The sequence below is a fragment of the Pseudomonas sp. R2-37-08W genome (assembly GCF_003851705.1).
GTDB lineage: Bacteria > Pseudomonadota > Gammaproteobacteria > Pseudomonadales > Pseudomonadaceae > Aquipseudomonas.
Genome location: NZ_CP027728.1, coordinates 1,120,119 through 1,142,165, shown reverse-complemented (window position 1 = coordinate 1,142,165; position 22,047 = coordinate 1,120,119). Strand labels below are relative to the sequence as shown.

General features: G+C 60.2%; 16 protein-coding genes and 1 pseudogene. 14 read left to right on the top strand and 3 right to left on the bottom strand.

Annotated features, from left to right (window positions below; translation table 11 throughout):
* Positions 1-124: 124 nt before the first annotated feature.
* Both C4J93_RS05045 and C4J93_RS05040 read right to left on the bottom strand, forming a co-directional pair.
* Positions 125-1,519, bottom strand: a complete 1,395-nt coding sequence (locus C4J93_RS05045) for a PhoH family protein (RefSeq protein WP_057724660.1) — start codon at positions 1,517-1,519, stop codon at positions 125-127.
* A gap of 341 nt (positions 1,520-1,860) precedes the next feature.
* Positions 1,861-2,985 carry a polysaccharide deacetylase family protein gene (locus tag C4J93_RS05040; RefSeq protein WP_124428735.1) on the bottom strand — a complete coding sequence of 375 codons (1,125 nt, stop codon included), beginning with the start codon at positions 2,983-2,985 and terminating at the stop codon, positions 1,861-1,863.
* A gap of 132 nt (positions 2,986-3,117) precedes the next feature.
* On the opposite strand from C4J93_RS05040, the gene yaaA reads away from it, so the two are divergent.
* The 14 genes and pseudogenes from yaaA (at position 3,118) to C4J93_RS04970 (ending at position 21,340) form a co-directional block, all read left to right on the top strand.
* Positions 3,118-3,897 (top strand): peroxide stress protein YaaA, encoded by a 780-nt coding sequence (gene yaaA / locus C4J93_RS05035; protein WP_124428734.1) that lies wholly within the window; start codon positions 3,118-3,120, stop codon positions 3,895-3,897.
* An 877-nt stretch (positions 3,898-4,774) separates the two neighbouring features.
* Positions 4,775-6,091: a nucleotide sugar dehydrogenase gene (locus C4J93_RS05030; RefSeq protein WP_124361395.1), complete on the top strand. Its 1,317-nt coding sequence runs from the start codon at positions 4,775-4,777 to the stop codon at positions 6,089-6,091.
* A 104-nt stretch (positions 6,092-6,195) separates the two neighbouring features.
* Positions 6,196-7,665 carry a mannuronan synthase gene (gene alg8, locus C4J93_RS05025; protein ID WP_124428733.1) on the top strand — a complete coding sequence of 490 codons (1,470 nt, stop codon included), beginning with the start codon at positions 6,196-6,198 and terminating at the stop codon, positions 7,663-7,665.
* Positions 7,666-7,702: 37 nt separating this feature from the next.
* Positions 7,703-8,869, top strand: a complete 1,167-nt coding sequence (locus C4J93_RS05015; RefSeq protein ID WP_124365905.1) for an alginate biosynthesis protein Alg44 — start codon at positions 7,703-7,705, stop codon at positions 8,867-8,869.
* Between the two features lie 170 nt (positions 8,870-9,039).
* Positions 9,040-10,419, top strand: coding sequence for an alginate biosynthesis TPR repeat lipoprotein AlgK (gene algK, locus C4J93_RS05010; RefSeq protein ID WP_124365904.1), 1,380 nt, complete (start codon positions 9,040-9,042; stop codon positions 10,417-10,419).
* Positions 10,416-11,903, top strand: a complete 1,488-nt coding sequence (locus tag C4J93_RS05005) for an alginate export family protein (RefSeq protein WP_124428732.1) — start codon at positions 10,416-10,418, stop codon at positions 11,901-11,903. The genes algK and C4J93_RS05005 overlap by 4 nt, the downstream gene beginning before the upstream one ends.
* Positions 11,903-13,471: a mannuronan 5-epimerase AlgG gene (gene algG / locus C4J93_RS05000; RefSeq protein ID WP_124428731.1), complete on the top strand. Its 1,569-nt coding sequence runs from the start codon at positions 11,903-11,905 to the stop codon at positions 13,469-13,471. Before C4J93_RS05005 ends, algG begins: the two co-directional genes overlap by 1 nt.
* Before the next feature lie 11 nt (positions 13,472-13,482).
* Positions 13,483-14,931 (top strand): alginate O-acetyltransferase, encoded by a 1,449-nt coding sequence (locus C4J93_RS04995; protein ID WP_124430841.1) that lies wholly within the window; start codon positions 13,483-13,485, stop codon positions 14,929-14,931.
* An 8-nt stretch (positions 14,932-14,939) separates the two neighbouring features.
* Positions 14,940-16,049 (top strand): mannuronate-specific alginate lyase, encoded by a 1,110-nt coding sequence (locus C4J93_RS04990; RefSeq protein ID WP_124361387.1) that lies wholly within the window; start codon positions 14,940-14,942, stop codon positions 16,047-16,049.
* Between the two features lie 213 nt (positions 16,050-16,262).
* Entirely contained in the window at positions 16,263-17,795 is a 1,533-nt protein-coding gene (locus C4J93_RS04985; protein ID WP_124361386.1) for an MBOAT family protein, read from the top strand.
* Between the two features lie 11 nt (positions 17,796-17,806).
* Complete coding sequence (locus C4J93_RS04980) at positions 17,807-18,994, top strand: alginate O-acetyltransferase (RefSeq protein ID WP_124428730.1); 1,188 nt, start codon at positions 17,807-17,809, stop codon at positions 18,992-18,994.
* 16 nt (positions 18,995-19,010) lie between these two features.
* A complete protein-coding gene (locus C4J93_RS04975; RefSeq protein WP_043049782.1) occupies positions 19,011-19,667 on the top strand; it encodes an alginate O-acetyltransferase AlgF in 657 nt (218 codons plus the stop codon).
* A 40-nt stretch (positions 19,668-19,707) separates the two neighbouring features.
* A pseudogene (locus C4J93_RS27295) lies at positions 19,708-19,794 on the top strand (outer membrane lipoprotein carrier protein LolA); the annotation flags it as partial.
* Positions 19,795-19,888: 94 nt separating this feature from the next.
* Entirely contained in the window at positions 19,889-21,340 is a 1,452-nt protein-coding gene (locus tag C4J93_RS04970; RefSeq protein ID WP_124406321.1) for a mannose-1-phosphate guanylyltransferase/mannose-6-phosphate isomerase, read from the top strand.
* 188 nt (positions 21,341-21,528) lie between these two features.
* On the opposite strand, the gene C4J93_RS04965 is transcribed toward C4J93_RS04970, so the two are convergent.
* On the bottom strand, positions 21,529-21,984 hold the full coding sequence (locus C4J93_RS04965; RefSeq protein ID WP_124403141.1) for a hypothetical protein: 456 nt from the start codon (positions 21,982-21,984) through the stop codon (positions 21,529-21,531).
* Positions 21,985-22,047: the final 63 nt, after the last annotated feature.

Genomic DNA, 22,047 nt, shown 5'->3' with positions numbered 1-22,047 from the left:
GCACTGATTGTAAACCTTGTAGGAGCGAGCTTGCTCGCGAAAAACCAGAGAACAACGCGGGGCAGCAGATGCCCCGCGTTATCGTTAACGTTCTTCGCGAGCACGCTCGCTCCTACAGGAATGGTTACAGATGCGACTCGGCGTATTCGGCCAGGATCGAACGTGGCACCCCTTGCAGCGCGATGTGCACGCCGTTCGGGAAGTCTTTGAAGCGTTCCGTCAGGTAGGTCAGCCCGGAGCTGGTCGCGGACAGGTAAGGGGTGTCGATCTGTGCCAGGTTGCCCAGGCACACCACTTTGGAACCGGCGCCGGCACGGGTGATGATGGTTTTCATCTGGTGCGGGGTGAGGTTCTGGCACTCATCGATCAGGATCAGGCTTTGCTGGAAGCTGCGGCCTCGGATGTAGTTGAGGGATTTGAACTGCAACGGCACTTTGCTGAGGATGTAGTCGACGCTGCCATGGGTGTTTTCGTCATCCATGTGCAAGGCTTCGAGGTTGTCGGTGATCGCCCCCAGCCACGGTTCCATTTTTTCCGCTTCGGTGCCGGGCAGGAAGCCGATTTCCTGGTCCAGGCCCTGCACGCTACGGGTGGCGATGATGCGGCGATAGCGCTTGGTCACCATGGTCTGCTCGATAGCAGCCGCCAGGGCCAGGATGGTTTTGCCGGAGCCGGCGGCGCCGGTCAGGTTGACCAGGTGGATGTCCGGGTCGAGCAGCGCGTACAGCGCCAGGCTCTGGTAGATATCGCGCGGTTTCAGGCCCCAGGCTTCCTGGTGCAACAGGGGTTCCTGATGCAGGTCGAGGATCAGCAGCTTGTCGACCTGGATCTCTTTGATCCAGCCCACGAAGCCCTGTTCGTCGACGATGAATTCATTGATATGCACGGCCGGCAGGTTGTCGATCAACTGCACCTGGTGCCAGGTGCGGCCATGGTCCTGGCGGGTTTCGACCTTGCTGACGCGGTCCCAGAACGAGCCGGTCATCATGTGATAACCGCGCGACAACATCGACACGTCGTCAACCAGTTGGTCGGTGCTGTAGTCCTCGGCCGCGATCCCACACGCTCGGGCCTTGAGGCGCATATTGATGTCTTTGGTCACCAGCACCACGCGCAGGTCCTTGTCGCGCGCGTGCAGGTCGATCAATTGGTTGATGATCTTGTTGTCGTTAAGGTTTTCCGGCAGCAGGCTGTTGGGCTCGTTGCGCTTGCTCATCAGGATCGACAGCAAACCCTTGGGCCCGCTTTTGCCGCGCTGGATCGGTACGCCGACTTCAACGTCCTCGGGCGAGGCTTCACCCAGGGTCTTGTCGATCAGGCGGATGGCCTGGCGGCATTCGGCGGCGACGCTGTGGTGGCCGCTTTTGAGTTTGTCGAGTTCCTCCAGCACGATCATCGGGATGGCGACATGGTGTTCTTCAAAGTTAAGCAGTGCGTTTGGATCGTGAATCAGTACGTTGGTATCAAGCACATAAAGGATTGGCTGGTCGGAAGAAGGGGTGCGTCCATGATCATCCATACTCGGTCACCTTTGTGGGAGCCAGTCGACGCAATACCTGGGCGGTGCTGCGCCTCGATTCGACCACCGACCGCAGCTTGAGTGACATCAAGTGCGGTGCCCACATGAGGAGTCTTGGAAGACGCCACCTGTGTTGCAGGGTTCGGCGATCTGACTTCGTAATACCGCAAAACCCATGACAGGAAAAAGCACTTTGACGCTTTTTTGAAGTTTATTTTTCAGGATGACGAATAGCACTAGCCGAGTGCCAGGCAGGCCGTTAAAGTCGGAAGTCCGCCTGCTGCGAAATGTCGCAGCAAATCACCCCGAAAATGCCTCTCGCCCAACAGGGCCGGGCATTTTCAGCGAAACGCCTCGCGGCACTCCTGCCAACCCAAGCCACTTTGCGCCGTTGCCTGCAACAGCAGCGGCAATGCCACCCGCGCCTTGTCCTGGGTGTCGTGAAACACAATCACCCCTTTGCGCCACAGCAGCATCAGCGTCAGCACCCGTTGCGCCGATTCCTCGGCCTTGAGCTTGCCCGGATCGTCCTGGGAGTCGATGTCCCATAACGCCACCTGCAGACCTTGCGCCTGAAAGAACCCCTGGCTGTCCGCACGGCGCTGCCCGTAAGGCGGCCGGAACAGCGGCACATAATTTTCCGGCAGCAGGTTCTGCACCAACGATGTGCTGCGGATGATTGAGTCTTGCCAGTCGACCCAATGGCTGTGGGAGCGATATTGCCAGCCCTGGCTGCCAACGCACTGGCCCTGGTACAGCGCCTGCACATCGGCGGCCGAGCTGCGTTCCACACGGGTTTGCAGGCTGCTGCCGAGGGCGAAGAAGGTGGCATTCATCTTTTGCTGGCGCAGGTAGTCGGCGAGCCAGTCGGTATTGCCACCGACCGGTGCCGGCCCGCCGTCGAAGGTCAACAGGAACATCCGGTCATTAAGCTCGTCACCATTGCGTTCATGATCACCGAAGCGCGCGACTTCGCTGCTGATCTGCGGCAACAACGCGGCCTTGCGCAGCAGTTCGTCCAGATAGCGCCCATGGAACTGCCGGCTGGGGGCGGCCCAGCCTATATAGAAAGAGTTGTCACTGACTTCGAATTTGCCGGCCTGCTCGCGCAGGTCGTCCATGTTTTCCACCAGGTAGCAGAACGAGGCGTCTTGCTCGCAGCTCTGCTGGGCAAACGTGTAGTTCTCCAGCAAACGTTGCCAGAGCTGGCGGCGCAGGTCGTCGATGGCCGCCAGGTTGATGTTTTTCAGCCCCAGGCGTTGCTTGAGCGCGGTTTCGTCCTGGGCTTCGCTGAGGATCAAGCCATGGGCAAACATCAGGATTTCTGCACGCGAGGCGACGTCGAACAGCGCCGGGCTGCCGAGTTTTTCCGGCCAGGTGGCGCGGTCGAGGCTGGCGACATCAACCGGCGCGGCCTGCACATTCAGGCACCACAGGCACGCCGTCACAAAAAGCGCTAATCGCACTTGGGGTCTCCCTCTCCAGAGTTGCCGGCCATCATAGCGGATCGCGCCTATCACCATCATAGGTGGAGTCAAACCGCCCCAACCCCTAGAATCGCGTCCACGCTACACGCCACGATTTCTGGAGCCAACTTCATGCTGATGGTGATTTCCCCCGCCAAGACCCTCGACTTCGAGTCAAAGCCGGTAACCCCGCGCTTCACCCAGCCGCAGTACCTCGACCATTCCCAAGAACTGATCGAGCAACTGCGCGAACTCAGCCCGGCGCAGATCAGTGAGTTGATGCACGTGTCCGACAAGATCGGTGGCCTCAACGCCGCCCGTTTCGGCAGCTGGACGCCCGCTTTCACGCCGGCCAATGCCAAACAGGCGCTGCTGGCGTTCAAGGGCGACGTATACACCGGCCTCAACGCCGAAACCTTCAGCGACGCCGACTTCAGCTATGCCCAGGATCACTTGCGCATGCTTTCCGGCCTGTACGGCCTGCTGCGCCCGCTGGACCTGATGATGCCGTATCGCCTGGAGATGGGCACCAAACTCGCCAACGGCCGTGGCAAGGACCTCTATGCCTTCTGGGGCACGCGCATCAGTGAGTGGCTCAATGAGGCGCTGGCCGAACAAGGTGACGATGTGCTGCTCAACCTGGCGTCCAACGAGTATTTCTCGGCGGTCAAGCGCACGGCCCTGAACGCACGGGTCATCAACACCGAGTTCAAGGACCTGAAGAACGGCCAGTACAAGATCATCAGCTTCTACGCGAAAAAAGCCCGGGGCATGATGAGCCGGTTTGTGATTCAAGAGCGGATCAACGACCCGGCCAGGCTCAAGCAGTTCGATGCGCAGGGTTATCGCTTCAATGCGGAGCAGTCCAAGCCGGACAACCTGGTGTTTTTGCGCGATCACGCACCGGAATAAGGCCAGCCAGGCACTGAGGACCAAATGTGGGAGGGGGCTTGCCCCCGATGGCTATGCAACAGTCACCTCTACAGGGACTGATACACCGCTATCGGGAGCAAGCCCCCTCCCACATTTTGATAGTATTCCAGACCGGCAAATCGTCATTTATTTGGCGTCAGAAAAACACCCAGACACAACTCTAACAAATTCTTCACTCGACACTCGTCGGTTTTTTTCGTAGTGGCACCACTTTTTTTAAACAGTAGTGGCACAAAACTATCTCAACGTGCCAACTCCCTACAACTACTGGCCTAAATAGCAAGTGCTATCACTATAGTACCAGTGCCATCTTTCCTAATATTTCAAAAAATTTCCGGAAACAGGATGAGCGGCCAGGAACTTCATCCTGAAGCACCGCTCATACCACCGGTAACGAAATTCTCTGCTGCTGTAAGAGATGACTTACATAACGACCAACGGAAGTAGTCAAGTTGTCACAGAACACTTTGACTCTATGGTCACAACATCAACTGATCGAGTTAAGGGTGGCGATAAGTACGCATTGCTATCCCCTACAGGCCAAGGCAGCGCATGACCTAAATGAGCCGTGCATGCACTCAAGGCATTGATAAAAAAGGCGTTTTGCCTACATCAAAACCTTGCGGCACCGGCGCCGGAGCCTTCCTCCAAGGGAGCCCGGCTGCATTTCAGGGCAAGCCCCAATAATAAGGCCTGGTCGCGCACAACTTGAGTGCAATAGTTAGTCACTCGTTATTCAACATGCCTGCACGCGGTAAGTCGGCGTCTATTCGCCCAACTTTCGCGGCATCAGTGACGCTTGCAAACATGAACTCCGGCCATCTAATGGCATGATTTAAATACAGAGGTAATTGCGATGCGCATCAGCATATTTGGTTTGGGTTACGTTGGCGCAGTGTGTGCCGGTTGCCTGTCTGCCCGTGGCCACGAAGTGGTCGGCGTAGACATCTCCAAGGAAAAGATCGACCTGATCAACGCCGGCAAATCGCCGATCGTTGAACCGGGTCTGGGCGAGCTGTTGAGCCAGGGTATCCAGACGGGCCGGCTGCGTGGCACTACCAACTTCGCCGAAGCCATTCGCGATACCGACTTGTCGATGATTTGCGTCGGCACGCCGAGCAAGAAAAACGGCGACTTGGAACTCAACTACATCGAATCGGTATGCCGCGAGATCGGCTTTGTCCTGCGTGACAAGACCACCCGCCACACCATCGTGGTGCGCAGCACCGTACTGCCCGGCACCGTGGCCAACGTGGTGATCCCGATCCTCGAAGACTGCTCCGGCAAAAAAGCCGGTGTCGACTTCGGCGTTGCGGTCAACCCGGAATTCCTGCGCGAATCCACCGCCATCGCAGACTACGACCAGCCGCCAATGACCGTTATCGGCGAATTCGACACAGCCTCCGGCGATGTCCTGCAGTCGCTGTACGAAGAACTCGACGCGCCGATCATCCGCAAGGACATCGCTGTCGCCGAGATGATCAAGTACACCTGCAACGTGTGGCACGCCACCAAAGTCACCTTCGCCAATGAAATCGGCAACATCGCCAAGGCCGTCGGCGTCGATGGCCGTGAAGTGATGGACGTGGTCTGCCAGGACAAGACCCTCAACCTGTCCCAGTACTACATGCGCCCAGGCTTCGCGTTCGGCGGCTCGTGCCTGCCAAAAGACGTGCGCGCCCTGACCTACCGCGCCGGTTCCCTGGACGTGGAAGCGCCGCTGCTCAACTCGCTGATGCGCAGTAACGAGTCCCAGGTGCAGAACGCCTTCGACATCGTTTCCAGCCACGACAAACGCAAAGTCGCCCTGCTGGGCCTGAGCTTCAAGGCCGGTACCGACGACCTGCGCGAAAGCCCATTGGTGGAACTGGCGGAAATGCTGATCGGCAAGGGTTACGACCTGAGCATCTACGACAGCAACGTCGAATACGCCCGCGTACACGGCGCGAACAAGGACTACATCGAAGGCAAGATCCCTCACGTGTCGTCCCTGCTCAACTCGGACTTCGACGAAGTGATCAACAACTCCGACGTGATCATCCTGGGTAACCGCGACGAGAAATTCCGTGCCCTGGCGCACAACGCCCCGGATGGCAAGCAAGTGGTCGACCTGGTGGGCTTCATGTCCAAGGCCACCAGCGTAAGCGGCCGTACCGAAGGTATTTGCTGGTAAGGAGCAGCGGTAAGTTTTAAGCGTCAAGCTGCAAGTTAGAAGCGATCGTTTTTCAGCTTGTAGCTTGCAGCTTGTGGCCCTACTCCCCCGTGACGGACACAAATATGCAACGGTTAAACCAAGCGACTGGCTGGCTATTTTTTCTGGGGTTTTTAGCGCTTCTAGCTCTGGCTCTGCCAGCCAGCACCTTCGATTCGCAATCGAAGAACTTTATTTTCCTGATTGGCGCCGTCGGTATCTGGCGCTACTCGATGGGTGCAACGCATTTCTTTCGCGGCATGCTGTTCCTCTACGTGGTCTACCCGCACCTGCGCCGCAAAGTGCGCAAGCTGGGCAAGGCCGCCGACCCATCCCATGTGTTCCTGATGGTCACCAGCTTTCGTATCGACGCGCTGACCACCGCGCAGGTCTACAGCTCGGTGATTCGCGAAGCCATCGAATGTGGCTTCCCCACCACCGTGGTCTGCTCGCTGGTGGAAATGTCCGATGAGCTGCTGGTCAAGAGCCTGTGGGAAAAACTCAACCCGCCGGATCACGTCAAGCTCGACTTCGTACGCATCGCCGGCACCGGCAAGCGTGACGGCCTGGCCTTCGGTTTTCGTGCCATCTCGCGCCACCTGCCGGATGACCGCGCCGTGGTGGCCGTGATCGATGGCGACACCGTGCTCGCCGAGGGCGTGGTGCGCAAGACCGTGCCGTGGTTCCAGCTGTTCGGCAATGTCGGCGGCCTGACCACCAACGAGTTCTGCGAAGTGCGCGGCGGCTACATCATGAGCGAATGGCACAAACTGCGCTTCGCCCAACGCCACATCAACATGTGCTCCATGGCCCTGTCCAAGCGCGTGCTGACCATGACCGGGCGGATGTCGGTGTTCCGCGCCAGCGTGGTGACCGACCCAGGCTTCATCGCCGACGTGGAAAGCGACTCGCTGCAACACTGGCGCCTGGGCCGCTTCAAGTTTCTGACCGGCGACGATAAATCCAGCTGGTTCAGCCTGATGCGCCTGGGCTACGACACCTTCTACGTGCCCGATGCCGCGATCAATACCGTGGAGCACCCGCCGGAAAAGAGCTTCATCAAGGCCAGCCGCAAACTGATGTTCCGCTGGTACGGCAATAACCTGCGCCAGAACTCTCGCGCCCTGGGCCTGGGTGTACGCCGCCTCGGTCTGTTCACCAGCGTGGTGCTGTTCGATCAGCGCGTGTCGATGTGGACCTCCCTGCTCGGCCTGACCGTGGCGATCATCGCCACCTTCAAGTACGGCGGCGCGTTCATCCTCGCGTACCTGCTGTGGATCGGCATCACCCGCCTGATTCTCACCCTGCTGCTGTCGTGCTCAGGCCACAAGATCGGCCCGGCCTACCCGCTGATTCTCTATTACAACCAGATCATGGGCGCGTTGGTGAAGATCTACGTGTTCTTCCGCCTTGATCAACAGTCCTGGACCCGCCAGGACACCAAACTGACCCGCGATTTGGCCAGCTTTCAACGTTGGTTCAACACCTGGTCGTCTCGGACCATGACCTTCTCCGCCGGCAGCATCTTCGTTGCCGTGTTGCTGATGATGGTCTGACCCTGCCAAGCCTGAATTAACTAGGAAATCGAACATTATGAACAGCCAAGTAAACGCCAACGTTGTCCACGAATCCGAAGCCCAGCGCCAGCACGCCCGGGTAAAAATCCCGGCCAAGCTGCGCTTTTTCAACAGCGACCGCACGCCGACCGAGGCCAAGGTCATCGACCTGTCCGCCGGCGGCCTGGCGTTCACCGCCACCCAGCCGCTCACCGTCGGCCAAGTGCATAAGGGTCGTCTGCAATTCGTCATCGATAACCTCGGCCTGGCGATGGACGTGGAGCTGCAGATTCGCTCCTACGACCGCCAGACCGGCCGCACCGGTTGCCAGTTCCAGAACCTCGATGCCCAGGACATTTCCACCCTGCGCCACCTGATCACCTCGCACCTGTCGGGCGACATCGTGACCATGGGCGACGTGCTCGCCACCCTGCAACGCGACAACTTCACCAAGGCGCGCAAGGTCAAGGACGGCGGCAGCGGCATGACCGCGTTCGGGCGCCTGCGCGCCGTGACGTTCAGCCTGGCGATCTTCCTGGTGGGCCTGGCGGCCTTCGGTTTTGTCTTCAAGTCGCTGTACGGCATGTACTTCGTCAGCCACGCCCAGGCCGGGCTTGTCAGCGTGCCGGGCATGAACGTGACCATGCCGCGCGACGGCACCGTGCAAAGCCTGCTCAAAGGTGACGCGGTAGCGGCCAAAGGCGCGCCACTGGCCACCTTCAGCACCAGCATGCTCGATGTGCTCAAGGGCCACCTGGACGAAGACCAACTGCAACCGGCCAAGGTCGAAGAGCTGTTCGGCAAGCAAATGACCGGCACCCTGACCTCGCCATGCGACTGCGTGGTCGCCCAGCAACTGGTCGCCGACGGCCAGTACGCCAGCAAGGGTGATGTGATCTTCCAACTGGTGCCACGCGGCAGCCAGGCCAATGTGGAAGCCCGCTTCAGCTATCGCCAGTTCGGTGATGTGCGCCCAGGCACGCCGGTGAGCTTCCAGGTCGCCGACGAAGAACAGGTACGCACCGGCACCATCGTCAGCAGCACCAGCCTGAACAGCGCCGACCTGTCTTCGGACATCCGCGTGCAGATCAAGCCTGACGCCCCGCTGGACAGCACCTACGCCGGCCGCCCGGTAGAAGTCACCAGCGACCGTGGCCCTTCGCTGAACTGGCTGATCGATAAAGCCATGGCTCACGGTCTGTAAGCGAGGACATGCCTGTGAACCCTATTTCAAGAACAACACAATCCCTGTGGGAGCGGGCTTGCTGTGGCGAGGGAGCTTGCTCCCGCTCGACAGCGCAGCTGGAGCCGGCTCTTGGGGGCGCTTCGCACCCCAGCGGGAGCAAGCTCCCTCGCCATAAACGCCGGTCCCACATGGGTTCGGTGGCGTTGCTGGCGATTGCGGTGAGCCTGGCCGGTTGTGCCGGCCTGCCTGACCAACGCCTGGCCAACGAAGCACTGAAACGCGGCGACACCGTCACCGCGCAACAGAATTACCAGCAACTGGCCGACCTGGGCTACAGCGAGGCCCAAGTAGGCCTGGCCGACATCCAGGTAGGCACCCGTGACCCGGCGCAAATCAAACAGGCCGAAGCCACTTACCGTGCTGCGGCGGACACCTCGCCCCGCGCCCAGGCACGCCTTGGCCGCCTGCTGGTGGCCAAGCCCGGCGCCACCGAAGCCGAGCACCACGAAGCCGAAAGCCTGCTGAAAAAAGCCTTTGCCAATGGCGAAGGCAACACCCTGATCCCGTTGGCGATGCTGTACCTGCAATACCCGCACAGCTTCCCCAACGTGAATGCCCAGCAGCAGATCAGCAAATGGCAAGCAGCGGGCTATCCAGAGGCCGGCCTGGCCCAGGTGCTGCTGTACCGCACCCAGGGCACCTACGACCAGCATCTGGATGATGTGGAGCGCATCTGCAAAGCCGCGCTGAACACTACCGATATCTGCTACGTCGAACTGGCCACGGTCTATCAGAAAAAAGCTCAGCCGGAACAACAGGCCGAACTGCTCAAGCAGATGGAAGCAGGCTACAGCCGTGGCACCGTCACCGCCCAACGTGTCGACAGCGTCGCCCGTGTGCTGGGCGATGCCACCCTCGGCACGCCGGACGAGAAAACCGCCCAGGCCCTGCTGGAAAAAATCGCCCCTGGCTACCCGGCATCCTGGGTCAGCCTGGCGCAACTGCTCTACGACTTCCCCGAACTGGGCGACGTCGACCAGATGATGAAGTACCTCGACAACGGCCGCGCCGCCGACCAGCCGCGCGCCGAATTGCTGCTGGGCAAGCTCTACTACGAAGGCAAGTGGGTGCCGGCCGACGCCAAGGCCGCCGAAGCCCATTTCGAAAAAGCCGTGGGCCGTGAAGTGGCCGCCGATTACTACCTCGGCCAGATCTACCGCCGTGGCTACCTGGGCAAGGTTTACCCGCAAAAAGCCCTGGACCATCTGCTGACCGCTGCGCGCAACGGCCAGAACAGCGCCGACTTCGCTATCGCCCAACTGTTTTCCCAAGGCAAGGGCACCAAGCCCGACCCGCTGAACGCCTATGTCTTCAGCCAGCTGGCCAAGGCCCAGGACACGCCAGAGGCCAATGAGCTGGCCACCCAGCTCGAAGCCCCGCTGACGCCTGAGCAACGCGCCGAAGGCCAACGCCTGGTGCAGCAGGAACTGGCCGCCCGCGGCACCCTGGCCCAAAGCACGCTGCAACTGCACGCCCTGCAAGAAGAAGACGGCGAGGAATCCCTATGAAGCTCAACCCATTCGTCAAGGCCGGCATCGGCCTGTCCTTCGCCCTGCTGTGGTCGTGCCCGACCCTGGCCGCGCTGACCGAAGCCAAGAACTTCGGCCTGGAAGTCAAAGCCACCGCGCAGTCCGAAGACGACCGCGACCTGGGTACCCAGAAAGGCGGCGACGTCAACGGCATCGGCCTCGACCTGCGCCCGTGGATCTACGCCGAAAGCGGCGCGTGGAGCGCCTACGCCATGGGCCAGGCGGTGGTGTCCAGCGACATCATCGAGACCGACACCCTGCAGCAGTCGGCGGATGACACCACCGAACAATCGAGCAACGACGACCGCAAGGCCAAGAAAAACTACCTGGCCCTGCGCGAGTTCTGGGTCGGCTACAGCGGCTTCACGCCCTACCCCGGCGAGCTCCTCAAGTTCGGTCGCCAGCGCCTGCGCAATGACGACGGCCAATGGCGCGACACCAATATCGAAGCGCTGAACTGGACCTTCGACACTACCCTGCTCAAGGCTAACGTCGGCGCCGCCGAGCGTTTCAGCGAATACCGCACCGACCTCAAGGAACTGTCGCCCAAGGACAAGGACCGCCAGCACTTCTACGCCGACGCCGCCTACCAGTGGACGCCGGGGCAGTGGATCGGCCTGCGCGGCCACCACACCCATGACGACGGCAAGCTCGACTACGCCGAACCGGGCGTGGCCAGCGACCCGTTGGACAAGCGCGAAAACGGCGACCTGACCTGGCTCGGCATCGAAGCCAACAGCGACGCCTATAACTGGCGCAACACCAACACCGTCAACTACTGGGCGAGCATCACCGGCATGCGTGGCGACCGCGACACGGTCAACGCGTTGAACGCCGACGGCACCCGCCCGACCAACGCCAAGCGCAACGATGACGTGAGCGGCTGGGCCACCGATATCGGCGTGCGTCTGCGTCTCGACCCGCAGTGGCAAGTGGGTGCGGCCTATTCGCGCGCCAGTGCCGAATACGAACAGAACGGCCTGCAAAGCAACCGTTCGAACTGGACCGGTACCCAGTCCCGCGTGCATCGCTTCGGCGAAGCGTTTCGCGGCGAAATGAACAACATGCAGTCCATGAGCCTGTTCGGTTCCTGGCAGCTGCGCGAGGACTACGACGCCAGCCTGGTGTACCACAAGTTCTGGCGCGTCGACGGCAACAAGCCGGTGGGCAGCAACGGCATCGATGCGGTGCAGAACAACACCGATGACGTGACCGGCGCGATCCTGTCCAGCACGTCCCTGCCCCTTGAAGATGGCAAGAAAGACCTGGGTCAGGAGATGGACCTGGTCGTCACCAAGTACTTCAAGAAAGGCCTGTTGCCGGCCGCGCTCAGCCAGTCGATCGACGAGCCGTCGGCGCTGGTGCGCCTGCGCGCCGGTGTGTTCAAACCGGGCGATGCCTATGGCAGCCAGGTCGACTCGTACATGCACCGCGCCTTTGTCGACGTGATCTGGAAATTCTGATGGGAGCCTGCGCAATGAATGCTCAAAGCCTACTCGTCGCGGCAATGCTGGTGGCCAGTGCCCCAGCGTTCGCCGATACGGCGGCCAAGGCGCCGACCATCGCCAAGGAACTGCAACAGGCCAAGACCTACACCATTTCCAGCCCGCCGACCGCGCCGCTGGAAATGGCCAAGCCGGCGCTGCCCGATCTGTCGGGCTACACCGCTGCGGCCATGGAAAAGAAAATCGTCAAGACCAAGGCGGGCAAGGTCAGCATCCGTCGCATGATGCAGGAAGACGCCCTCAAGGACTTTATCGGCGGCGATAACAAGATGGCCGAATGGGTGGTGCGCCAGCACGGCATTCCCCAGGCAATCTTCGTCGACGATGGCTACATGAACCTCAAGGACTTGCTGGGCAAGGTGCCCAAGCAGTACTTCAGCGAGACGTCGCCGGGTGTGTTCCTGGCCAAATTGCCAATCGTGGTCGGCCGTAAAGGCATCCTCGATATCGACAAACAGACCCAGGAATTGCGCCTGTCCCAGCAAGCCGGTTCGTTTCTGATCAACGACGGCCAACTGTTCGTGCGTGACACCAAGGTCACCGGCTGGGATGAAAAAACCAACGGCCCGGCACTGTTCAAGTCGCCCAAGGAATTCCGCCCGTTCCTGCTGGCCTGGGGCGGCACCGAGACCTACATTTCCAAGACCAAAATGGCCAGCTTCGGCTACGCCAACAGTAAGTCGTACGGGGTGAGTATTTCCCAGTACACGCCGAACATGGCCAAGGTGCTCAAGCGTCCTGAACCGACCGGCTGGATCATCGATTCCGAGTTCTCGGACATGTGGTACGGCTTCTACTGCTACGAAACCACGGGCTTTGTGATCAAGGGCAATACCTACAAAGACAACATCGTCTACGGCATCGACCCCCATGACCGTTCCCACGGCCTGATCATCGCCGACAACACCGTGTACGGCACCAAGAAGAAGCACGGCATCATCATTTCCCGGGAAGTGAACGACAGCTTCATCTTCAACAACCGCAGCTATGACAACAAGCTCTCGGGCCTGGTGATCGACCGTAACAGCGTCAACAACCTGATCGCCGACAACGAGATCTACCGCAACCACACCGACGGCATCACCCTCTATGAGAGCGGTGACAACCTGTTGTGGGGCAACAAGGTGATCAGCAACCGTCGCCACGGCATCCGCATACGTAACAGCGTGAACATCAAGCTGTACGAAAACACCGCCATGGCCAACGGCCTGACCGGTGTGTACGGCCACATCAAGGATCTGACCGACACCGACCGCGACATCGCCCTTGACCCGTTCGACGCCAAGGTCTCGCTGATCGTGGTGGGTGGTGAACTGGCGGGCAACGGCAGCGGGCCGTTGTCCATCGACTCGCCGCTGAGTATCGAGTTGTACCGCGTGTCGATGCTGGCGCCGACCAAATCCAGCGGCATCAGCTTCTCCGGCGTCCTTGGCGAGCGCCAGGAAGAGATTCTCGACCTGCTGGTACGCCAGCAGAAAGCCGTGCTGATCGACCCTGTCGAACGCCAGACCGAAATGCAGGACTGAGGATGACCCTTATGCACCCACACATGATCAAATTGCTGAGCCTCTCGGGTCTGACCCTCGGCCTGCTCGCGGCCAGCCAGGGCGTGCGCGCCGACGAGGTGAAAGCACCGACGTTCACCGCCGAGCCGTGCTGCAGCCTGTGCCCGGCGGCCCATGACGCGAAGAACTACACCACGCGCTACCAGCAGAACTTCACCACCCTGGTGCAAGCCCAGGGCGACTGGCTGTTCCGGACCCAGGAAGACCTGCGTACCGAATTCGACACCACCCCGGCCGGCTACAAGCGCATGCAGCAGTTGCACGATGCGTTCAAGAGCAAGGGCGTGGAACTGGTGGTGGTCTACCAGCCGACCCGTGGCCTGGTGAACCGCAACAAGCTCAACCCCGAGGAAAAGGCCAAGTACGATTTCGACAAGGCCCTGACCAACTACAAGACCATGCTCGGCCGTTTCGCCAAGATGGGCTACGTGGTGCCGGACCTCTCGCCGCTGACCAACGAGCAGTTGCCGGATGAACTGCCGGCCCACGACTTTTACTTTCGTGGCGACCAGCACTGGACCCCTTACGGCGCCCAGCGCACCGCGAAAATCGTGGCAGCCAAGGTCAAGCAGATGCCGCAATACGCGGAAATTCCCAAGCGCGAATTCGAGACCAAGCGCTCGGGCCGCATGGGCAAGACCGGCACCCTGCACAACATGGCCGGGCAGCTGTGCGGCACCAGCTATGCGATCCAGTACATGGACCAATTCACCACCGAGCCCAAGGGCGAAGCCGGTGACGGTGACCTGTTCAGCGATTCGGGCAACCCGCAGATCACCCTGGTGGGCACCAGCCACAGCGGCAAGAACTACAACTTCGCCGGCTTCCTGCAGGAGGAAATCGGTGCCGACATCCTCAACGTCGCCTTCCCCGGCGGTGGTCTGGAAGGCTCGATGATCCAGTACCTGGGCAGCGAAGAGTTCCAGAAAAACCCGCCAAAGATTCTGATCTGGGAATTCTCGCCGCTGTACCGTCTCGACCAGGAAACCATCTACCGCCAGATGATGGCGCTGCTCGACAACGGCTGTGAGGGCAAGACCGCACAGATGTCAGCCAGCACCACGCTCAAACCAGGCAAAAACGAACTGATGGTCAACAGCGCGAACAAAGACCTGCGCAACGCCAACCATCAGGTCGATATCCGCTTCGCCGATCCTTCGGTGAAAACCTTGCAAGCCACCCTCTGGTACATGAACGGGCGCCACGAGGACATCAAGATCGAAAAACCCGAGACATCCGATACAGACGGGCGTTTCGCCTTTGAATTGCGCACCGATGAAGACTGGGCCTCGCAGAACTTGCTGGCCGTGGAAGTGCAGGGCCCGGAAAAGGGTGCTGCGGCGCAGAAGGTCGAAGCGAAAATTTGCACACGCAACGTATTCCCAAGCGGTGGTCAGCAGACCGCCCAGCTCGGGAAGTGAGGTTACTTATGCAAAAGTTATTGCTGCCCACCCTGCTAGGCCTGGCGATGTTTGCCGGCTCCGTCAACGCCGCCGCACCCCTGCGGCCGCCTCAGGGCTATTTCGCACCGATCGAAGCGTTCAAGACCGGCGACTTCAAGGAAAACTGCGACGCCATGCCGACGCCCTACACCGGGCCTCTGCAATTTCGCAGCAAGTACGAAGGCTCCGACAAGGCGCGTTCGACCCTGAACGTGCAATCGGAACAGGCCTTTCGCGACAGCACCGCCGACATCACCAAGCTGGAAAAAGACACCAGCAAGCGCGTGATGCAGTTCATGCGCGACGGTCGTCCGCAGCAACTTGAATGCACGCTGAACTGGCTGGTGTCGTGGGCCAAGGCCGACGCCTTGATGTCCAAGGACTTCAACCACACCGGCAAGTCCATGCGCAAATGGGCGCTGGGCAGCATGGCCTCGGCCTATGTGCGCTTGAAATTCTCCGACTCGCACCCGCTGGCCAACCATCAGCAGGAATCGCAACTGATCGAGGCCTGGTTCAACAAGCTGGCCGATCAAGTGGTGAGCGACTGGGACAACCTGCCGCTGGAAAAAACCAACAACCACTCGTACTGGGCCGCCTGGTCGGTGATGGCAACGTCCATCGCCACTAACCGTCGCGACCTGTTCGATTGGGCTGTCAAGGAATACAAGGTCGGGGTGAACCAGGTCGACGACCAAGGCTTCCTGCCCAACGAACTGAAGCGTCAGCAACGGGCGTTGTCGTACCACAACTACGCCCTGCCGCCGCTGTCGATGATCGCAAGCTTTGCCCTGGTCAACGGTGTGGACCTGCGCCAGGAAAACAACAGTGCGCTCAAGCGCCTGGGCGACAAGGTACTGGCCGGGGTGAAAGACCCGGACATCTTCGAACAGAAGAACGGCAAGGAGCAGGACATGAAGGATTTGAAGCAGGCGATGAAATTCGCCTGGCTTGAGCCGTTCTGCACCCTCTACACCTGCGCCCCGGATGTGCTCGAACGCAAGCATGGCATGCAGCCATTCAAGACGTTCCGCCTGGGTGGTGACTTGACCAAGGTCTACGACCCGACGCACGAAAAAGGCAACAAAGGTTCCTGAGCGAACGCGGTAAAAAATGTGGGAGGGGGCTTGCCCCCGATGGCGGTGTATCAGTCGCCATCTGTGTTGAATGACACACCGCTATCGGGGGCAAGCCCCCTCCCACATTTGAAGCCGGTTCCTTCAGCGAGATTGCAATAAAACCTCCCGTTTTTTCCTGGGGGTTAGGGGGGCTCTGGCCCTTGACTGTTGGTTAAACATGGAGAGATCGGGATGGTTTTCTCGTCCAATGTGTTCCTGTTTCTGTTCTTGCCGATCTTTCTCGGCTTGTACTATTTGAGCGGGCAACGCTATCGCAACCTGCTGCTGCTGATTGCCAGCTATGTGTTCTACGCCTGGTGGCGAGTGGACTTCCTGGCTTTGTTCGCCGCAGTGACCCTGTGGAATTACTGGATCGGCCTCAAGGTCGGTGCCGCTGGTGTGCGCACCAAGCCGGCCCAACGCTGGCTGTTGCTCGGCGTGGCGGTCGACCTGTGCATCCTCGGCTACTTCAAGTACGCCAACTTCGGCGTCGACAGCATCAACGTGATGATGAAGTCGATGGGCCTGGAGCCGTTCATCCTCACCCACGTGCTGTTGCCGATTGGTATCTCGTTCTACATTTTCGAGTCCATCAGCTACATCATCGACGTGTACCGTGGCGATACGCCGGCGACGCGCAACCTGATCGACTTCGCGGCGTTCGTGGCGATCTTCCCGCACCTGATCGCAGGCCCCGTGTTGCGTTTTCGTGACCTGGCCGACCAGTTCAACAACCGCACCCACACCCTCGACAAGTTCTCCGAGGGCTGCACGCGGTTCATGCAGGGTTTCATCAAGAAGGTGTTTATCGCCGACACCCTGGCGGTAGTCGCGGACCACTGCTTCGCCCTGCAAAACCCGACCACGGGCGACGCCTGGCTCGGTGCGCTGGCCTACACCGCACAGTTGTATTTCGACTTCTCCGGCTACAGCGACATGGCGATCGGCCTGGGCTTGATGATGGGTTTCCGCTTCATGGAAAACTTCAAACAGCCGTACATCAGCCAGTCGATCACCGAGTTCTGGCGGCGCTGGCACATCAGCCTGTCGACCTGGCTGCGCGACTACCTGTACATCACCCTGGGCGGCAACCGTAAAGGTACGCTGACCACCTATCGCAACCTGTTCCTGACCATGCTGCTCGGTGGCCTGTGGCACGGTGCGAACATCACCTACATCGTGTGGGGTGCCTGGCACGGCATGTGGCTGGCGATTGAAAAAGCCATCGGCCTCAACACCGCGCCGCGCAGCTTCAATGTGCTGCGCTGGGCCTTCACCTTCCTGCTGGTGGTGATGGGCTGGGTGATCTTCCGTGCGGAAAACCTGCACGTCGCAGGCCGTATGTACGGTGCGATGTTCAGCTTTGGCGAATGGTCGCTGTCGGAACTCAACCGCGCCAGCCTCACCGGCCTGCAAGTGGCGACCCTGGTGGTGGCCTACGCAACGCTGGCGTTCTTCGGCCTGCGCGATTTCTACCGCAATCGCCCTGCCGACAAGACCAAGCCGAGCGATCCGAGCCTGATCAAGGCCGTACCGGGCGACAACCCCGGCAGCATCCACGAACCGGGCTTCACGGTGGGCCGTGACGCCGCCGTGCAACCGGCCTACTGGACCGCTGACTGGCCACGCTACGCCATGCGCGCCGCCGTGCTGCTGCTGTTCGTGGCGTCGATCCTGAAACTGTCGGCGCAGAGTTTCTCGCCGTTCCTTTACTTCCAATTCTGAGGGAGCCGACCATGACCCGTTCATTACGCGTCCTCTATATCGGCCTGTTCCTGGTGGTGCTGTTGGCACTGGGCGCCTGGTCGCTGCGCAGTTTCTTCGGTTTCAGCACCAATGCCGATGCCACTGTGCTCAACGGTCGCTGGACCAAAGCCGTCGAGACCCATTACGACGACGAGTTCCCGATCAAGCGCCTGGGCACCAACCTCTGGGCGGCGCTGGACTACAAGCTGTTCAATGAAGGCCGCCCTGGCGTAGTGCTGGGCCGCGATCATTGGTTGTACAGCGACGAGGAGTTCAACCCTGCCGTCAATGAAGACCAGAACCTGCAAGACAATTACGCGCTGGTCGAAGGCGTGCGCCAGAAGCTCAAGGCCCAGGGCATCCAACTGGTGATGGCGATCGTGCCGGCCAAGGTGCGCCTGTATCCGGAGCATCTGGGTGAAGTGAAACCGGCGAGCATTCACGCCAACCTGTACCAGGACTTCCACGCCCGTGTCGCGGCGGACAAGATCATCGCCCCGGACCTGCTCGGCCCGCTGCAACAGGCCAAGCTGGGCGGCAAGCAAGTGTTCCTGCGCACCGACACCCACTGGACCCCGGACGGTGCCGAAATCGCCGCCAAGCAACTGGCCAAGGCAATTACCGACAAGACTCCGCTCAGCGGCGAGCCGCAGCGCTTCGTTACCGAAGCGGAAAAGACCGAGCCGCATAAAGGCGACCTGCGTCTGTTCCTGCCGCTGGACCCGCTGTTCGAAAACCTGATGCCGCCTAAAGAGCCGCTGGAAAAACGCGTGACGCACCTGGCCCAAACCCAGGGCGACGACGCGCTGTTCAGCGACAGCGAAACCCCGGTGGCACTGGTCGGCACCAGCTACAGCGCCAACCCCAACTGGAACTTCGTCGGCGCCCTCAAGCAAGCCCTGGGCAGCGACGTGGTCAGCTACGCCGAAGACGGCCACGGCCCGATCCTGCCGATGCTCAGCTACCTGAAAAGTGATGACTTCAAGAACAGCCCGCCGCAGGTGCTGATCTGGGAGTTCCCTGAACGCTATCTGCCCGTCAATAACGAAATCGGTGATGCCGACCCGGCCTGGGTTGCGCAGCTTAAAGAAGCCGGTTCGCGCCAACAAAACATGGCACAGAACATCCCCGCTTTTAAAAATCAGAAATCCGAGACGCCCGACCGGGCGCAAAACTGAAAGAGAGGTAACTCACATGACTTTCACTACAACTCCTCGTCGTCTCGCCAAGACCCTGGCTATCGCTGCCGGCCTGAGCTTCGTATCGATGTCCGCCTTCGCCGGTGGTGACGCCGCGCTCTACGGCCCTACCGCGCCAAAAGGTTCGAGCTTCGTGCGCATCTACAACGCCAGCAACCAGGAAGTCAGCGCCACCGTTGGCAGCACCAACCTCAGTGACGTCGCACCGCTGGCCAGCAGCGACTTCAGCTTCATGCCCGGCGGCGACTACAGCGCCAAGGTCGGCAGCCAGACCGTGCCGGTCAAGCTTGCGGCCGATCACTACTACACCCTGGTCAACAACAGCAGCGGCCAGCCGCAACTGATCGAAGAGCCGCCGTTCAAGAACAAGCAGAAATCCCTGGTTCGCGTGCAGAACCTCAGCGACAAGGCCCTGACCCTGAAAACCGCCGATGGCAAGACCGACGTGGTCAAGTCGGTAGCCGCCAAAGGCCGTGGCGAACGTGAAATCAACCCGGTGAAGGTGAGCCTGGCGTTGTATGACGGCGACAAGAAGGTCGGCGATGTGAAGCCGGTTGCCCTGGAGCGCGGTGAAGCAGCGGTGCTGTACGTCACCGGTTCGGGTTCGAGCCTGTCGCCAGTCTGGGTGAAACGCCCGGTGTCGACCCGCTAACTATTTCCCGGACTGAACGCAATCTACTGTAGGAGCGGGCTTGCCCGCGAAGAACGTCAACGATGACGCAGCGCCTTTGGTTTATCGCGGTGCTCTCAGGTTTTTCGCGAGCAAGCTTGCTCCTACAGGGGATCAAGGCGCCGGTTCGGACACGAGACAAAAACAAGAGTGAAACGACAAACCTTCGTAGCTCTGACCCAAATTGATTCAAGGAGAAACACATGATCCCAGTAATCCTTTCCGGTGGTAGCGGCTCACGTCTTTGGCCGCTTTCCCGTAAACAGTTCCCAAAACAATTCCTGGCCCTGACCGGCGAGCACACGCTGTTCCAGCAAACCCTGGAGCGCTTGGTGTTCGAAGGCATGGACTCACCGATCGTGGTCTGCAACAAGGATCACCGCTTCATCGTCAACGAGCAGTTGAGCGCGCGCAAACTTGAATGCCAACGCATCCTGATGGAACCGTTCGGTCGCAACACCGCGCCGGCAGTGGCCCTGACCGCGATGATGCTGGTCAATGAAGGCCGTGACGAGTTGATGCTGGTGCTGCCCGCCGACCACGTCATCGACGACCAGAAAGCCCTGCAACGCGCCCTGGCCCTGGCCACCGTGGCGGCCGAGCGCGGCGAAATGGTGCTGTTCGGCGTACCGGCCACGCGCCCGGAAACCGGCTACGGCTACATCAAGTCCACCAACGATTCGCTGCTGCCCGAAGGCGTGAGCCGCGTACAGCAGTTCGTGGAAAAACCCGATGAAAAACGCGCGGTCGAGTTCGTCAAAAGCGGTGGCTACTTCTGGAACAGCGGCATGTTCCTGTTCCGCGCCAGCCGTTTCCTGGAAGAGCTGAAAAAGCACGACCCGGACATCTACGACACCTGCGTCCTGACCCTGGAGCGCAGCGAGCAGACCGCCGACACCGTGACGTTCGATGAAGCCACCTTCGCCTGCTGCCCGGACAACTCCATCGACTACGCCGTGATGGAAAAAACCCAACGCGCCTGTGTGGTACCCCTGAGCGCCGGTTGGAGCGATGTGGGTTGCTGGGCCTCGCTGTGGGCGGTCAACGATAAAGATGCCAACGGCAACGTGAGCAAGGGTGACGTGGTCATTCAGGACAGCCGCAACTGCATGGTGCATGGCAACGGCAAGCTGGTCTCGGTGATCGGCCTGGACAATATCGTGGTGGTGGAAACCAAGGACGCGATGATGATTGCCCACAAGGACAAGGTCCAGGGCGTCAAGCAGATGGTCGCCACCCTCAATGAGCAGGGGCGCAGCGAAACCCAGAACCACTGCGAAGTGTATCGTCCGTGGGGCTCCTACGATTCGGTGGACATGGGCGGGCGGTTCCAGGTCAAGCACATCTCGGTCAAGCCGGGCGCCTGCCTGTCACTGCAGATGCACCACCATCGCGCTGAACACTGGATCGTGGTCAGCGGCACCGCTGAAGTCACCTGTGACGACAACGTGTTCCTGCTGTGCGAGAACCAGTCCACTTACATCCCGATTGCCTCGGTGCACCGCCTGCGCAACCCGGGCAAGATCCCGTTGGAGATCATCGAAGTGCAATCGGGCAGCTACCTGGGCGAAGACGATATCGAGCGGTTCGAAGATATCTACGGCCGCTCGACGCCGATCGAACGTGGTGTTTCCGTGAAAACTATCGCGCAATAAAGGAGTCGTACAGAAAGCCCCCGCCCAGCCGGCTGCGTCCCCTATCCGCAGCCGGTCAGGCGGGGGCTTTTTAATGCAATGAATGTCCCACGGCGTCGCAGCTTGCAAACCCAAACTGTTGGCCGTGCAGTGCATCAAGATGCCGACCCAGGCAGCGGGCCCGCAGTTCAATAGCAGGCCACCATGGATTACTTGGCCCAGTTCCGCGGGGCAAAGGCATTGTAATCACCCGTCCCGTGATCCTTGCCAGCCTCTTTATAAGTGCCCTTGCCAATTTTTTCAGCCGTTTTGCCTCCCCATATCAAGGCCGTACCCACCGCTTTGGAGCTTGCACCACCTGATTTCGTCATGCTCTGTCCAACCACTTTTGCCATCCCCCCAGCCAGCGTCAAGGCAGCCCCTTTGGTTTGTTCCGAGTTCATCGAAAGCCTAGGGGAAACGTATGAACTGAGTTGGTCGCTGATACCTTGCATGACAGTCTGCCGCAAGCTCGTCAGCCCCAGGTTCTGCATACGCGGCAATGATGTTGAGCCGACCTCTGGATTGGGCGCTTGACTGATTGCTGCCGACACTGCGGGCGGTACCGGCGCCATAGGTGCGCTGAGGGAGGTCAACACGGGTGTGGCGATATTTGAGACGGTCATAAAAGCACCTGACTTCATGAATCTACGGTTGGGCACCTTCCTGGCTTTCAAGGACATTCCTTG

Bases quoted from the DNA above. Each gene is read 5' to 3' on its own strand.
- C4J93_RS04990 (WP_124361387.1), top strand. From the start codon at position 14,940: ATGCAAAAGTTATTGCTGCCCACCCTGCTAGGCCTGGCGATGTTTGCC.
- C4J93_RS04965 (WP_124403141.1), bottom strand. From the start codon at position 21,984: ATGACCGTCTCAAATATCGCCACACCCGTGTTGACCTCCCTCAGCGCA.
- C4J93_RS05015 (WP_124365905.1), top strand. From the start codon at position 7,703: ATGAACAGCCAAGTAAACGCCAACGTTGTCCACGAATCCGAAGCCCAG.
- alg8 (WP_124428733.1), top strand. From the start codon at position 6,196: ATGCAACGGTTAAACCAAGCGACTGGCTGGCTATTTTTTCTGGGGTTT.
- C4J93_RS04970 (WP_124406321.1), top strand. From the start codon at position 19,889: ATGATCCCAGTAATCCTTTCCGGTGGTAGCGGCTCACGTCTTTGGCCG.
- C4J93_RS04985 (WP_124361386.1), top strand. From the start codon at position 16,263: ATGGTTTTCTCGTCCAATGTGTTCCTGTTTCTGTTCTTGCCGATCTTT.
- algK (WP_124365904.1), top strand. From the start codon at position 9,040: ATGGGTTCGGTGGCGTTGCTGGCGATTGCGGTGAGCCTGGCCGGTTGT.
- C4J93_RS04995 (WP_124430841.1), top strand. From the start codon at position 13,483: ATGCACCCACACATGATCAAATTGCTGAGCCTCTCGGGTCTGACCCTC.
- algG (WP_124428731.1), top strand. From the start codon at position 11,903: ATGGGAGCCTGCGCAATGAATGCTCAAAGCCTACTCGTCGCGGCAATG.
- C4J93_RS04980 (WP_124428730.1), top strand. From the start codon at position 17,807: ATGACCCGTTCATTACGCGTCCTCTATATCGGCCTGTTCCTGGTGGTG.
- C4J93_RS04975 (WP_043049782.1), top strand. From the start codon at position 19,011: ATGACTTTCACTACAACTCCTCGTCGTCTCGCCAAGACCCTGGCTATC.
- C4J93_RS05005 (WP_124428732.1), top strand. From the start codon at position 10,416: ATGAAGCTCAACCCATTCGTCAAGGCCGGCATCGGCCTGTCCTTCGCC.
- yaaA (WP_124428734.1), top strand. From the start codon at position 3,118: ATGCTGATGGTGATTTCCCCCGCCAAGACCCTCGACTTCGAGTCAAAG.
- C4J93_RS05030 (WP_124361395.1), top strand. From the start codon at position 4,775: ATGCGCATCAGCATATTTGGTTTGGGTTACGTTGGCGCAGTGTGTGCC.
- C4J93_RS05045 (WP_057724660.1), bottom strand. From the start codon at position 1,519: ATGGATGATCATGGACGCACCCCTTCTTCCGACCAGCCAATCCTTTAT.